Below are 13,570 nucleotides of genomic sequence, written 5' to 3' on the forward strand. Positions count from 1 at the left end.
CGGATACTTTTGGTGTCCATGAAGCGGTCCGACGCGTCGAGGGGGTGTGTCCAGCTTGTCAGCCGTAACGCAGGAATCGACGGCATCCGCCTTGTCCTTTAATTTGGTGAACGAACCTTGGATCCCGGTCTTACGGAATAGAAAACAGACAGAAGTCTCGCTGGCGGATGCTTTTCGATGTGCCGACGAAATCGAGCTGGCCGTCGCCGACCCGCTCGAAACGGTGGCATTGGTGCGGCAGGTGCTGCTGCCGATCTATTGGCGCAGTGGGGTCGCGCCGGCCGACGAACGGAAGTGGGCGGCGTGCTGGGCCGCTGGGCGGCTCTTCGTCGATGCTCGCGACGGTGCCGTGGCGCCCTCGGACGAGCGCCTCCGCCAGTACCTGCGGCGCTTTCACTCGCGCTTCGATCTGTTCGGCGTGGAGCCGTTCGCCCAGACGCCGATGCTGCGCACTCCGGGCGATGACACCAGAACAGCCGCGGCACTGGTGCTTTCGACCCCGTCGGGAAATACTGTGCCGCTGTTCGGGGTTCGCACCGATGCCGAACCGCCCACGTTGTCTCCGGCGAAGGCGGTTCGGGCGATGCTCGCGCTGCAATGCTGGGATACCGCGGGTTTGAAATCCGGCGCGGTCGACGACAATTCCGCGAGTGCGGGCAAGTCTTACGGCAATCCGGTCGGCCCGCTCGGGCATTTCGGCGTGGTTGTCCCGCTCGGCACTACTTTGACGCGAACACTGCTGCTCAATACTTCCATCGCGGGAAAAGGGCTGGACCGCAGCGATATTCCACCGTGGGAGGACGCTTGCCGAACGGGCGTCTGGACAAAGCGGCCCGCGATCGGTCCGATCGATGTGCTGACTTGGCAATCGAGGCGAGTTCGGCTGATTCCCGAATACGGGGAAAACGGGCCGGTGGTCCGCCGAGTCGTGGTCACCGGGGGAGATCGGTTGGCGGAGTTGCCGATCGAGTACGAGCCGCACGCGCTCTCGCGCGTCGACACGATGACCGGGCGGGCGAATCCGCGCCGGGAACAATTGATCCGGCAATCTCCGGGACGGGCGCTGTGGCGGTCCCTGCCCGGCTTGCTGGCCACCGAGGGCCCGGCCGCGGACGGCGTCCGGTCGTCGAAATTACTGCGGGAGTTGGCATCTCGGTGCAAGCAGCGGATAGTGACCCAGGACGCGGTGATCAGATTGCTCGCTGTCGGAATGGCGTACGGGACGATGTCCGCGGTGGTCGAGGATGTCGCGAGCGACGAGATGAGCCTTCCTGCCTCGGCTTTCGTGCCGGACTCGCCGGTTCAACGGGCAATCGTGGCGATGACGGTCGAGGCAGAGCGGCTGCGCCGGGCGATGGTCGCACTCGACAGTGAACTGCGTGCGGCCGTCGCGGCCAAACCTCGGTCCCATGACCTGGGTGACGACGTCGGCGAGAACTTCATGCATCAGTTCACGCCGCTGGTGACACAGGTCGTAGGAGTGTTGCGGCGACATCCCGAGGCCGTCCGCCCCGCACTGGCGCTGTGGCGTGAACAGGCCGACGCGTTGAGTCACGAGTTCGCGGCGGCGCTGATCGAGGCCGCGTCGCCGCGCGCCTACCTGGGTATCTCGCGGCCGAGTGCGACCGCGAACAGGTCGTATCGGCACAACCTCAGCACAGCGTCCTGGCGATTCGATCGGGCGGTCGCGGAAGTCCTCGGCGCGAGCAAGGACGTCTCCGCATGAACGAGCGACGCGATGTGCCCGGCAGCCATCGTTTCTGGCACGGCGCCGGCGAATGGGTCGGCGGTTGTCCACCGCACACCGCGCTGGTCACGTTGCGCATGGCGGTCGGCAGACAGCCCGGCGCGGTTCCCGCGCTGTGGCCCTACTATCGGACGCTGGACGAGGCGGGACGGATCACCGACGAGTTGTGGGCCGAACACATCACTCTCGGATTGTTCGCCATTCACCAACGATCGAGACGAGTACCCGCGCATGCGAGCGGGGTCGAGTTCGCCACCGTGCTCGGACGGCTTCGGGTACACGAGGTCTCGTCGGTGGGCGGGCTGGATCGCCGCTTCGCCGCCGCCGTGACCAGCAACTCGCGGGCCGAGGTAGCCGACCATCTGCGTAGTCTCATCACTCGGCTACATGGGGTGCCACGCAGCAGCTTCGACTACGACCAGCTGTACCGGGATCTGCGCGACTGGGAGCGCCCCGGATTGGTACCGGATATCCGACGGCGTTGGGGCGCGCGCTTTTTCACCTTCGAACGATCGATTTCGCCACCGTCCGCAGCGGCGACCATCGACGCACCGAGCGGAGAGCCTGCAGGAGTTCCAGATCAATGACCAATACCTTTGTCGACGTTCATATTCTGCACAGCCTGCCCCCGTCGAATGTCAATCGAGACGACACCGGCAGCCCCAAACACGCCCAGTACGGCGGGTCCAGGCGAGCCAGGGTGTCGTCCCAGGCGTGGAAACGCGCTACCCGTGTGGCGATGTCGAAAGATGGGCAGGGTACCCCGCACGACGGGTCGACCCGAACGAAACGTATTGCGGCGCTGGTAGCCGTGCGGTTGTGCGAGCAAACCGGCATCGATCAGGAGCCGGCGGCCAAGATCGCGAACGCCATGCTCACCACCCTGCACATCAGCCCGGGGCGGCGGCCTTCGGAGACCGCGTATCTGCTGTACTTCGGTAAGGCACAGGTCGACCGGATCGTCGCGCTGGTGGCCGGTCGCGTGACCGAACTCGTCGCGCTCGATGACAAAGCGCTGATCGCCGCGGTGGCGTCGCTGCCGGTGAAGGAACAACTCGGCTCCGGCCATCCGGTCGACGTCGCTCTCTTCGGCCGGATGATCGCCGAGATCCCGCAGCTCAACGTCGACGCCGCCGTGCAGGTCGCGCACGCACTGTCCACCCACAGTGTCGAGACGGAGTTCGATTTCTACACCGCGATCGACGACGAAAAGCCCAGGAACGAGGGCACCGGCGCCGAAATGGTCGATGCGCGCGAGTTCAACTCCGCGCTCTACTACCGGTACGCGTCGGTTGGCATGGATCAGTTGATCGATAACTTGGACGGCGATATCGACGCGTCGTTGCAGGCATTGCAGCGGTTCATCCCGGCGTTCGCGAAATCGCTGCCCGGCGGCAATCAGAACAGTTTCGCCCACGGCACCGCCCCGTTCCTGACCAGCGTCGTGGTGCGGAACAGCCCGGTCAACCTGGTCTCGGCGTTCGAGCGACCGGTCCACTCCGACAACGGGATAGCGGTCAAATCGGCGGTCCGGTTGGCCGCTGAGTTCGATGAAGTCGCGCGCACCTGGGGATATTCGTCCATTGCCACCCAGTCGACCTATCCGGCAGATTACGCGCCGCTGTTGGAGAACATCCTGGGCGCGCCGCTTCCGTTCCTCGACGCGACCTCGGCGGTGATCGGTACGGTTGCGCAGTGCCTCGGCGGTAGCGATGTCTGACTCGACCGGATCGCCGAACAGCATGGTGCTGCGGCTGGCGGCGCCGCTGCAATCATGGGGCGGGCACAGCGAATACAACCGGCGGGAGACCGCGGCGCAACCGACCAAGAGTGGCGTCGTCGGATTGCTCGCCGCCGCCGCGGGATATCAGCGGGGCGCCGATCTGCGCGAGCTGGTGCGGCTGCGGCTCGGCGTGCGGGTGGACGAACCCGGCACGCTGCTGCGCGACTTTCATACCGTCAGCGACTACCGGGGCCGCCCGCTGCCCGCCGCGGCGGTGAACGCGAAAGGCGAGCAACGGAATTCGACGCTCAGCGGCCGGCCGAAACTGATCCATGTGACGAAGCGGTTCTATCTCCAGGACGCGATCTTCGTGGTCGCCGTGAGCGGTGACCGGGTGCTGCTCGAAACGCTGCGAAACGCGCTGCGCCATCCGGTCTTTCCGCTCGCGCTCGGACGGCGGAGCTGCCCGCCGACGCTGCCGCTCGTCCTTGACCCGGCCGAAGGCACACTGTGGGAAGGAGATCCGATGACGGTGCTGTCGGCCGTGCCCTGGCAGCCGCGGGCGACCCGGCGGTGGAACGCCGATCGCCTTGCTCCGGCGTACCGGGTGTTGTCGATAACGGTCGACGATCCGGTCGGCGCGGATACCCGGCGAGACGTGCCGGTCAGTTTCGCGCCACGCGATCGCGGTTTCACCATGCGACCCGTCACGGAGAGCTGGGTGCGGGTGCCGACGTTGATCGACGGCGCCGCGCCGACTCCGCCGCCCTCGTGGTTCACCCTTTTGGACTGAATGTGTCGTACCTGTCGCGTATTTGGCTCAATCCGCTGCGTAGCGGAGCTCAGCGCCTCATCCGAAACCCACAGGCCGCTCACGCCGCCGTGCTCGGCGGTATCAGTGCCCAACCACTCAACGAACGGGTGCTCTGGCGGCTGGACCAGGATTCGCCACACCGCTCGTCGTTGCTCGTTCTGTCGCGCTCGAAGCCGTCCTGGGATCACATCGTCGAACAGGCCGGCTGGACCGGCGCCGAGACGCCGCAGGCGATGACCAAGTCGTATGAGCCAGTTCTCGAACGGGTGGTAGAGGGAGCCGCTTTTCGCTTCAAACTCCGGGCCAGCCCGACCTACGCGACGAAGAAGATCGCCAAGCCCTCCGAATCGCAGCGGCGGCAGCTGGCCAAACCGCGGCCGCGCGGGGTGCGGCTGCCGCACCGCACGGAGGAGCATCAGCTCGCCTGGTTCATGGAACGGGCGGTGCCCCGATGGGGTTTCGCGATCGTGTCGACGGAGCGGCACGAGCCCATGCTCGCCATCACCGAACGGAGCCGGGTCACCTTCCGGAAGGGGGATCGGCTTAGCCAGCAGGTCACCTTGCACACCGCGGTATACGAAGGTGTGCTGCGGATTACCGACCCGGCACTCGCTCAGGTCAGCCTGCTCCAGGGGGTTGGCACCGCGCGCGGTTACGGCTGCGGTCTCATCTCGCTCGCACCCCCGCCACCAGGAGCCGGGTAACCGGCCCCGGCCCGGAGAGCCCCCGCGCATGCGGGGCGGCAGCGGGCGGCTGCACCGACGGTTCCACATTGTTGATGGACAATCCCCGCAAGGCGAGGCGGCAAACGCTCGGTATCGGTCTACGGATCATCCTCGCCACGCGAGGCGACCACCGCGGCCATCGTCTAGTACGGATAATCCCCGCGATGCGAGGCGGCGAACGCGGCATCATCTAGTCCGGATGATCCTCGCGAAGCGAGGTGGTCAACGTTCGATCGGTCATTGTCTCGTACGGATGATCCCCGCCGTGCGGGGCAGAGATTGTTTGGTACCGATAACCATGGAGCACCCTCGCGCCGGCGAGGCGTTGCCTAACGGCCTCGGGCACCGCCCGACGAGCCGGCGTGGTCGGCGGCCGGGTGACTCGAGTGGTCGGACGCGCCGGCGGAGGTCTGCGATTCCGTTTTACGTTCCGACTCGGCCGAACGAACCGCCGGCGACCCATCGGAAGGTGACGGCGCCGGGTGCTGGTCCCGCGTCGTCGCGCCGGCGTCGGCCGCCGGCGGGCCGGACCGGGAAATCGTCCCGGGCTGCGTGGGCTCGGTCCGCGTTGCCGCGGTCCCCGGCGAATCCTGTGCTGCGCCAGCGATTTCCGCGATGTCATCCGAGTGGCGTGACGTGCTGTGTGGCGTCGGGCCGGCCTGATCGGCCCGCGGCCGGGCAGTTGGCTCGTCGGGGAGTTGCGCCGGCGCCGCGGCCGCGACGGTCGATTGTCCGGGAACCGGCAGGGCGGCGGGCTGGTCGAACGGGAGTGGATTGACGAAATAGGCGGGGTCGGCGTACGGACGGCGGTGGTGTGCGCCGGATGCCTCGCGCACATACCGATCGTGCTGGAATTCGGCACCGGACTCGGCTATCGAGGGCCTCTGTTCGAGGCGGTCGGAGACCGGTGTGATGAACAGGCCGTAAGCCGAGTGCTTGGGCATGGTCGCCGGGGCAGGCGGCGAGACCGGATCGACCACCCGGAAGGTGAGGTCGTCCGGGTCCAGGGCGGTCCGGGTATCGGGAGGTACCTCGATGCTTGCCGCTCGGTCGTTCGTTGCCGACCGCCCGGCGTCCGCCGATTCGCCGAGGACGACGACCGCGGCCACAGTTATCGCGGAAACGACTGCGGCACTGGAGAAAACGGCCAGCGCCGGGGCCGGCCGCCGAGCGCTGGAGCCGATCGGCGCCGGACCACCGGCCGCGAGGAGGGCCGCTCCGGCGGCGACACTGTGGCCGGGGTCGGTCGAGATCACCAGGGGCAGGCCGAGTTCCGCGAGGACGTCGGCGACTTCGGGTGGCCGGGACGCACCGCCGATCAACAGGATCCGGGTGACATCCGACAGCGCGACGCCCGCCGAGCGAACGCATCGACGGACCACCCCGAGCGAGTCGCGCACATGGGCGGTCCGCAATCCATCGATGTCGACCATCGCCGAGAGCGCCGCCGTGCCGGCGGCTTTCGGCCGGATGAGATCGGCGTAGCGCGCGATCATCGCGCCGAGCACGCGTCCGCCGAAGTCATGGGAGCGGACCGTGTGCAGGATCGTCGGCACATCGTCGCGGTCGCGACCGATACGGGCGACGGTGACATCGAGACAGGTCGCGCCCAGATCGTAGATCAGCAGACAGCCCGGTTGTAGTGGGCCGTACTCGGATTCGAGCCACGCGAGCGCCGCGATCGGCTCGGGCACCAGCCGGACGTCTCGGTCCCCGGACAGTGCGAGCGACTGCCGTAACCGCTCGACCTGCTTGCCCGAGTACACCGCCGGATAGGCCAGGACACCGGCATCGTCCCCGGCGGCCTCGACCTGCCGCAATCCACGCGCCACGGCGGCGACCAGGTCGGCCTGTGCCCAGATGCGCCCGCCGACGATCACCGGTTCCTGCGCACGCGTCAGATCGGCGAAATCGGTGACGGCCGAACTGAATTGCGGAATTCCCGGGATGCGCGGTCCGCCGTGGTCGAAGGTCAGCGCGGTCCGCCGGGTCCGAACGACCGGACGGGCGGACACGCCGGCCACCGAGGCTGTCATCGAGTTCATCGAACCGATACTGAAACCGAGACCCTTGGTCATCTGCTATCCCATCGACAGAGCGTACGGCCGGGATATCCGGTCACCCGGGCACACGGCCAACCCCTAGTGAACCTGGCGCGCAACGCATTCCTCAGCGCTGGGAATACTGTTCAGTCCGGCCCGGGGCGGTGCCGGATCCGTGGCTGGATCACCGACAGGCGGGCGCCCAGCGATCGGTGACCGCGGACGATGTCGCGGCAGAGCTCGTCGATCGTCTCCTTGCGCACGTCGGGCATGGTGGCGATGCGCGCTCGACCACCGCCGGTGCTGAGGTGGTATTTCCGGCAGATCCATTCCTCCGGGCGATCGAAGATCACCGTGGTCGACCAGCGGTGACGGACGGGATGGAGCCCCGCCTTGCCGAGCTTCGCCGCCGCGTATTCGGCGACGCCGAGCGCTTTTCTGGCACTGAGCGCCAAGCCCGCTACGCCCTTGGACGCCAACGCATACCAGAGCAGCAGGCTGGGTAGTCCACTGCCGGCGAACTCGACAGGACGATCGGCCGGATCGAGGGCCGCGTGATCGACCGGCTCGACTCGGCTCAGCGCCACCGCGGCGGACATGGGTAGCCCCAATGCGCGGTCCATCCCGATGGTGATGCTCCCGACCTCCTTCTTGGCGAAGCCCCACGACTCGGGATCCGCGATGAACGGAACGACCAGGCCGGCCCCCGTGGCGTCGACGTGCACGCTGACCCGGCCCGCCCCGGATGCCGCGGCGATGATCGCGTCGACGTCATCGATGGCGCCGTCGAGAGTGCCGGCCGACGCGACCACGACGGCGCCGCGCCCGGCGTCGCGCCAGCACTCGCGGGCCAACGCGTTGACGTTGAGCTGTCCCGCACTGTCGACGGGGACGACAACCAGCCTTTTGCGCATGAGCTGTGCGCTGTACCGGACCGACGGCGGAGCCGCGGTACTGCAGTAGATGGTCGCCGCGGGTAGCAGCCGGCACCCCCGGTCGAGCCCGAACAGATTGGCCTCGGCGCCACCACTGGTGACATAGCCGTGGACGTCCTCGTATTCACCATTGGTCAGGCGGATCGCCAGGTCGACTATCGCGCGGCGCATCAGGGCGGTCACCCCACCGCCGGTCCCCGCGCCGACTCCGGTGAGATAGGCGGCGGGGATATTCAGCAGCGTGCTCATATCGCTGAGCCGGAAACTCGGCGCGGTCATTCGATCTTCGTTGCCCGCAGGCAGCGCGTCGGCGAGAAAATCCTCCAGTTCATCGAGCAATTCCTGCTCGGAGCGCCTGGCTTCATTGATCGCGTAGTCGTCCGAAAATCGATGGTCCACTCGTACTGCCTGCCGTAGTCCTGAATAGTGCCGGCTTGTGACTGGCACGCCGGAAAGGCTAGCAATTTCGTGGCGCACGTCCCGTGGCCCGGCTTACCAGCAACGGGAGGCCGCTCAGGCGGCGGTGCCCGCCACTGTGGTGTCGGCCAGCCCGGCGACGATCTGCGCGATATCACTGCCGGCGCGCAGGGCCGCGGCTTGGCGGGCCGCTCCGTTGCCGTGCCGCCGCACCGCGGCGACCGTGTCCGAGACGAAGGCACGGTCACCCGTCTCTTCCAGGATCGGGCCGAGGTACTCGATCAGCCGGTGCAGCAGGACATTCGTGGGAACCGCCAGTCCGGTGCTCGGGTCGAGTCCGTCCCCCTCGAGTCCGAATCGGGCGGCTTTCCAATATGCCGCACTCAAGAGCGTGTGGGAGATCACCGGAGGCGGTATTCCCTCGTCCATCGATAGCAACGCCGAGATCACCAGTGCACGCACGAGAGCGGCGAGCAGCGCGGTCTCCTCGGCGGTGGCGGGCACATCGCTGACCCGGACCTCGACCGTGGGATACTTTGCCGATGGGCGGACGTCCCACATCACCATCCCGGCATCCAGGATGGTGCCACTGGATATCAGCGTGCCGACCAGGGTGTCGTAGTCGGCGACCGAATCGAAGAAGGGCGGCGGTCCGCACACCGGCCATCGCCGCAGCAGAATATTTCGCCAACTGGCGAAACCGGTGTCCACGCCGCGATAGAGCGCGGAGTTCGCCGTCAGGGCCAGCAAAGTCGGCAGCCACGGCCGAAGGTAGTTACCCACCTGTACCGCTGTCTCCCGGTCCGGGATCGCGACGTGGATATGACAGCCACAGTTACCCTGATCGTAGGCGAGCGGGCCGAGCATTTCGATGATCTTCGTGTAGCGCAGGGTCTCGACAATGGGGAATCGGTAACTGCCGGTCGGCGGCAGGCCTGCGGCGAGCAATCGGATATTGCTGTCGCGGGCGCATTTCGCCGTGATCCGGCGTGTCTCGCGCAGTTCTTCGAGCAAATCCGGGATGTGGGTATGAATACGGGTTGTTGCTTCTACCTGGCATTTGTTCAGTTCGAATTGAAGATCGACTCCGGCGACCCGCGCCCGCTCCTTTACCTCGAAACTCTTGTACACTGGTCGTCCGGTCAGTGGATGGGTGAGCAGAAACTCCTCTTCCACGCCGACAGTCGGGTAGTGCGCATCCATTTCCATAGGGTAGAGCGCGTTATTATCGCGCCGACTACCCAGCACTGGGAAGTTTAGGCGGGTAGTGGATTGGGTACGCGTCGAATTCCGCCGTGCTGGAACAGATTCGGCGGGGCGCCGGATCTCGGTCCACTCGTATCGCCAACTCTGGGAACAACCGTAGACTGAGTTTCTGATTCCTGCCGCCGTCGCGGCGGGTGGTCGACTCAGGAAGAACTTCTCGATGCTTCGTTCGCGATTCGATAACTACGCTGATGCGCTCGGCCCGCCGGAGCACCGATATTACGGGTCGGGGTACAAGCGAGTTTCTCGATATTTGACCGATCTATCCGTCGCCCGATCGAGCCTGCCCGGCAGTACCTCCACCGCGGTGGCGCGTTTGATCTGGTCCGAGGATTGGACGGCCCGGAATTATGCCGGCTTGGTTCCGCGCGTGAGCGCCGTCGACGCGTTGATCATTGCCGCGGCCCTGTGCGAAGCGGTTATTGTTCGCGCCAGAGATCTGACCGAGACAGAGGCGAGCACCATCTGGCTGCGGCGTGTCCTCATTCGTAGTTCCGGGCTGTGCCCGGCAGACACCAAACGAATCCGCGTGCGCGTCGTCCTGCTCAATGTGGTCGAGGGGGACCTAGAGGTGGAAAGTACCTACCTGTTCCGGGTCGGTCCATTGACCGGAGCGTTGACCCTGGCACACCCGCCGGGCGCTGTCTGGATTTCGTTCCAAGGTTCCGAGGTGATCGATGAGTTCTATTCGATCTATGGACTGCCGGGCAGGCATCACTACCTTGAGGGGTTGACCAGCCATGAGTTGACGGCGACCTCGTTAGTGGTGGACGAGACGCAGGCCCGGGTCACCGCAACCCAGCAGATATCGGCGGCTACCGCGGCGACGCCGTATGTCGGTGCCGAATCGAAGTACGCCGATTCCGTCTCGTTTGTCGACGGCATCGTCGGCGGCGCCCAGCTGGCGCAGATCCTGCTGAATCATGTCGGCGGGGGTGGCGTGTCCGAGAACCACTTTCGGTTGCGGAAACTGGAGATCGTCGCGGACACGCCCGCCCGCAGCGCGACCGACGAGTTCGCGGGCGTCGCCGAGCTCAGTCGGCGCAAGGTGTTCGACCGAGACGGACGGCGGTGGCTCAGTGCCGCGGTCGGGATCACCGAATTCGGCGGTTTGACCGGCTCGGTCTCGTGCACCCGTCCGCTGGCGAGCTGAGCACGCCATGGCTGTATGCGGCCGACCCCGCCGAATGCGGGGGTTTTCCACCGGATTTCGTGGAAGGGCGCGGCATCGTCACGCCGGGCCCCGCCCGCGCGGGGATCACATCTTCGCATCCAGCTCTGGGAGAGAACGGATTTCATGACAATGCGATTCGGATCTGCGGTCGAGCTCGCCGCCGGCGTTCGGGAGCGACGGGTCTCCGCCCTCGAAATTGCACAGACGAGTCTCGGTAAAATCTCGCAGGCGAACGGGACTTCGAGCGCCTTCGCCCACATCGATGTCGCCGGGGCGCTCAGTGCCGCCCGCAAGGCCGACCGTAATGTCCAGTCAGGGCACGGCCGGCTCCCGCTGGCCGGTGTGCCGTTCGGCATCGCGGACTTCGACGACTGCCTCGGCATGCCTACCCGGCACGGCAGTTCGCTGTTCTGGGCGGCAAAGCCGGCCTCGGTCGAAGGGCCGTGTCTGCGCCGCCTGCGCGCGGCGGGCGCGATTCCGATCGGCAAGACCGTCGTCACCGAGTTCGGCTGGCATGAGCACGGCACGTGTGTGGCCGCGAAGAATCCATGGGACCCTCGCCGATCGCCGGGAAACGGCGGCGCGGCCGCTGTCGCGTCCGGGCTGGTGCCGTTCGCGATCGCTTCGGATTTCGACGGTTCGGTGCGCACGGGCGCCGCGTACTGCGGCGTTGTCGGGTTCACGCCGAGTCGCGGGCTGCTGCCGGTGAGCGGGCGGTTGACCCCCGGCACCTACGGCGGCGACCTCCGCGGCATGGGTGTCGTCGCTACGACGGTGCGCGATGTCGCGCAACTGCTCGAGGTCGCGGCGGGGGCGGATCCGGTGGACCGGGAATCCTTGGGGCGCAGCGGCGAACGGTACACCGAACGGGTCGAGCAGGTGGATCTGTCCGGTCTCCGGGTCGGCTGGGCGCCTGATCTCGGCTACTCCGAACTGGATCTGGAGGTCCGCAGAATCGCCTATGACGCCACCCAAGCCGTCGTGGCGGCAGTCGGCGCCGAGGTGGTGGTTTCCGAGTTCTATGTCGGTGACCTGCCGCTGGTTTCGTTTCCGGCCGGGATGTGGCTGGTCGCGATGCTCGAGGCGCGCGGCCTGGTGCCGGAGCGAATCGATGAGCTGGGCCCCGGTGTGCGGGCACTCGTGGCGGACGTGCTCGAGCGCCGCGAGGTGGCCGGACTCGGTGGTTTGCTCGCGAGCTACGCGCAGGCGCAGATGCAGCGCGCCGCCCTGCAACAGCGGGTGGCGACGCTCTTCACCCAGGTGGATGTGTTACTGACGATGGCGACCGCAGGTGTCGCGCCGGAGGTGCGGCCGGACGAAACGCGGTGCGAGGTGCGAGCCGTCGATCCGCGGGCCGCGTCCTGCGCCGGGCTGGCGAACGCGTGCTGGCTGCCTGCCGCGTCGGTGCCTGCCGGGATGTATGCGGGGCTGCCGATCGGGCTGCACATCGTCGCGCCCTTCGGCCGGGACGATCTCGTTCTCGGTCTGGCACACGCGCTCGAGCAGGCGCGGCCGTGGCGCACGCGCACCGATGTCCGTTCGACTCCGGCGAAGAAGGGGTGACCATGGGTTTTCTGGACGGTTTGATCGGAAACGCGGGCCGCGTCGATTCGGCTGCCGCACAACAGGAATACGCGAAACTCTTCGTCGCCGACGAACAGGTGCGCGCCGCGTACCTATTGATCCGCGACATGATCCTCTTCACGGACCGGCGGCTCATTCTCATCGACAAGCAGGGGATCACCGGACAGAAAGTGAGCTATCACAGCATCCCGTATCGCGCGATCGTGCACTTCACCGTCGAGACGGCGGGCGTATTCGACCTCGACGCGGAACTCACCGTCTGGATCTCGGGGTTGGCACAGCCGTTGCTGCAGAAGCGATTCAGCAAACAAGTCGATGTGTACGAGGTGCAGGCAATCCTCGCGAGCTTCGTCGCGAAGTAATCGATCAGGGCTGCCGCTCATCGAGGTGTGTGCTGGTTTCACTCTGGAAGCGGTGCGTGATGAACCGGGTGGCGAGTTCGATGATCGACGTGGTGCCGAGATCGGGCGGGACAACCGCCGCGTCCGGACCGGGTTCGGCCTGGTCCTCGGCGGGTGTCTCGTCATCGAACGGGGACAATGCCATTCGATGCAGCAAAGCGATGCGCCGGTGCACCATCCGGTTGCAGTCCGCCTGGATCCCGGCCAGCTCGTCGAGCACCTCCGGTAGCGGAATGCCTACCGCGACAAGCTGATTGGCGAGTCCGATCAGCTGCGGATCGACCACTCGATAGGTCACCGCGTCGACCGGTTCGTACAGGCCGAGCGAGACGGCCCGGGCCAGGCCGTTCGGCGCATCGGCATACCGCGTGGCGAGTTCGGCCGCCGAGATCCGGGTATCTGCGGTCAATTCGTGGTCGGTGAGGCCGAGGATGTCCGAGAGCTGGTCGCCGCGGTCGACGGCGTTCAGCAATTCACGTATGCCGTTGAGCTTTATGCCATGACTGAGCAAGCGACTGATTGTGCGCACTCGGGTGAGGTGTTCGGGTCCGTAGAATCCGCGGCGACCCCGCACCTGCGGGGGCGGCAGGATCCCGCGCTCGTGGTAGACCTTGATGCTGCGCACGGTCGTGCCGGCCTGCTGTGCAAGCTGGTCAATCGTGTATTCGAAGCGCACGGCCATACGACAAGGTAATCACATTCTGTGCTGACCGTGGCTCGAGCTGCCACGAATCGCGGGTCC

Annotated in this window: 12 protein-coding genes; 8 read left to right on the forward strand and 4 right to left on the reverse strand. The window is 66.5% G+C overall.

Features of this window, described 5'->3' with window-relative positions:
* The first annotated feature begins 46 nt into the window (after nt 1–46).
* From casA to cas6e, 5 genes are read left to right on the forward strand one after another with little or no spacing between them, the layout of a single operon-like run.
* Nucleotides 47–1,726 carry a type I-E CRISPR-associated protein Cse1/CasA gene (gene casA / locus F3087_RS40120; protein ID WP_150407403.1) on the forward strand — a complete coding sequence of 560 codons (1,680 nt, stop codon included), beginning with the start codon at nt 47–49 and terminating at the stop codon, nt 1,724–1,726.
* Complete coding sequence (casB, locus tag F3087_RS40125) at nt 1,723–2,334, forward strand: type I-E CRISPR-associated protein Cse2/CasB (RefSeq protein WP_150407404.1); 612 nt, start codon at nt 1,723–1,725, stop codon at nt 2,332–2,334. Before casA ends, casB begins: the two co-directional genes overlap by 4 nt.
* Nucleotides 2,331–3,467 (forward strand): type I-E CRISPR-associated protein Cas7/Cse4/CasC, encoded by a 1,137-nt coding sequence (cas7e, locus tag F3087_RS40130; RefSeq protein WP_150407405.1) that lies wholly within the window; start codon nt 2,331–2,333, stop codon nt 3,465–3,467. The genes casB and cas7e overlap by 4 nt, the downstream gene beginning before the upstream one ends.
* Nucleotides 3,460–4,263 carry a type I-E CRISPR-associated protein Cas5/CasD gene (cas5e, locus tag F3087_RS40135; protein WP_150407406.1) on the forward strand — a complete coding sequence of 268 codons (804 nt, stop codon included), beginning with the start codon at nt 3,460–3,462 and terminating at the stop codon, nt 4,261–4,263. The genes cas7e and cas5e overlap by 8 nt, the downstream gene beginning before the upstream one ends.
* A 2-nt stretch (nt 4,264–4,265) precedes the next feature.
* Nucleotides 4,266–4,988 carry a type I-E CRISPR-associated protein Cas6/Cse3/CasE gene (gene cas6e, locus F3087_RS40140; RefSeq protein ID WP_150407407.1) on the forward strand — a complete coding sequence of 241 codons (723 nt, stop codon included), beginning with the start codon at nt 4,266–4,268 and terminating at the stop codon, nt 4,986–4,988.
* A gap of 350 nt (nt 4,989–5,338) precedes the next feature.
* Here cas6e and F3087_RS40145 read toward each other — a convergent pair whose 3' ends face one another.
* The 3 genes from F3087_RS40145 to F3087_RS40155 form a co-directional block, all read right to left on the reverse strand.
* Complete coding sequence (locus F3087_RS40145) at nt 5,339–7,054, reverse strand: Hsp70 family protein (protein WP_191094379.1); 1,716 nt, start codon at nt 7,052–7,054, stop codon at nt 5,339–5,341.
* Between the two features lie 143 nt (nt 7,055–7,197).
* Complete coding sequence (locus F3087_RS40150; RefSeq protein WP_150407409.1) at nt 7,198–8,385, reverse strand: pyridoxal-dependent decarboxylase; 1,188 nt, start codon at nt 8,383–8,385, stop codon at nt 7,198–7,200.
* 114 nt (nt 8,386–8,499) lie between these two features.
* Nucleotides 8,500–9,606, reverse strand: coding sequence for a glutamate--cysteine ligase (locus F3087_RS40155; protein WP_150407410.1), 1,107 nt, complete (start codon nt 9,604–9,606; stop codon nt 8,500–8,502).
* 223 nt (nt 9,607–9,829) lie between these two features.
* Here F3087_RS40155 and F3087_RS40160 point away from each other — a divergent pair, with 223 nt between their 5' ends.
* The 3 genes from F3087_RS40160 (at nt 9,830) to F3087_RS40170 (ending at nt 12,789) form a co-directional block, all read left to right on the forward strand.
* Entirely contained in the window at nt 9,830–10,822 is a 993-nt protein-coding gene (locus tag F3087_RS40160) for an AvrD family protein (protein WP_150407411.1), read from the forward strand.
* 150 nt (nt 10,823–10,972) lie between these two features.
* The gene (locus F3087_RS40165) at nt 10,973–12,406 is read left to right on the forward strand and encodes an amidase (protein ID WP_191094380.1); all 1,434 of its coding nucleotides are present in this window, start codon (nt 10,973–10,975) and stop codon (nt 12,404–12,406) included.
* Nucleotides 12,407–12,408: 2 nt separating this feature from the next.
* Nucleotides 12,409–12,789, forward strand: a complete 381-nt coding sequence (locus F3087_RS40170; protein ID WP_150407413.1) for a PH domain-containing protein — start codon at nt 12,409–12,411, stop codon at nt 12,787–12,789.
* 4 nt (nt 12,790–12,793) lie between these two features.
* Here F3087_RS40170 and F3087_RS40175 read toward each other — a convergent pair whose 3' ends face one another.
* On the reverse strand, nt 12,794–13,510 hold the full coding sequence (locus F3087_RS40175; protein ID WP_150407414.1) for a MerR family transcriptional regulator: 717 nt from the start codon (nt 13,508–13,510) through the stop codon (nt 12,794–12,796).
* Nucleotides 13,511–13,570 lie beyond the last annotated feature (60 nt).

Origin of the sequence: Nocardia colli (assembly GCF_008704205.1) — a bacterium.
Taxonomy (GTDB): Bacteria; Actinomycetota; Actinomycetes; order Mycobacteriales; family Mycobacteriaceae; genus Nocardia; species Nocardia colli.

Bases quoted from the DNA above. Each gene is read 5' to 3' on its own strand.
- casB (WP_150407404.1), top strand. From the start codon at position 1,723: ATGAACGAGCGACGCGATGTGCCCGGCAGCCATCGTTTCTGGCACGGC.
- cas7e (WP_150407405.1), top strand. From the start codon at position 2,331: ATGACCAATACCTTTGTCGACGTTCATATTCTGCACAGCCTGCCCCCG.
- cas5e (WP_150407406.1), top strand. From the start codon at position 3,460: ATGTCTGACTCGACCGGATCGCCGAACAGCATGGTGCTGCGGCTGGCG.
- F3087_RS40145 (WP_191094379.1), bottom strand. From the start codon at position 7,054: ATGAACTCGATGACAGCCTCGGTGGCCGGCGTGTCCGCCCGTCCGGTC.
- F3087_RS40155 (WP_150407410.1), bottom strand. From the start codon at position 9,606: ATGGATGCGCACTACCCGACTGTCGGCGTGGAAGAGGAGTTTCTGCTC.
- F3087_RS40160 (WP_150407411.1), top strand. From the start codon at position 9,830: ATGCTTCGTTCGCGATTCGATAACTACGCTGATGCGCTCGGCCCGCCG.
- F3087_RS40165 (WP_191094380.1), top strand. From the start codon at position 10,973: ATGCGATTCGGATCTGCGGTCGAGCTCGCCGCCGGCGTTCGGGAGCGA.
- F3087_RS40170 (WP_150407413.1), top strand. From the start codon at position 12,409: ATGGGTTTTCTGGACGGTTTGATCGGAAACGCGGGCCGCGTCGATTCG.
- F3087_RS40175 (WP_150407414.1), bottom strand. From the start codon at position 13,510: ATGGCCGTGCGCTTCGAATACACGATTGACCAGCTTGCACAGCAGGCC.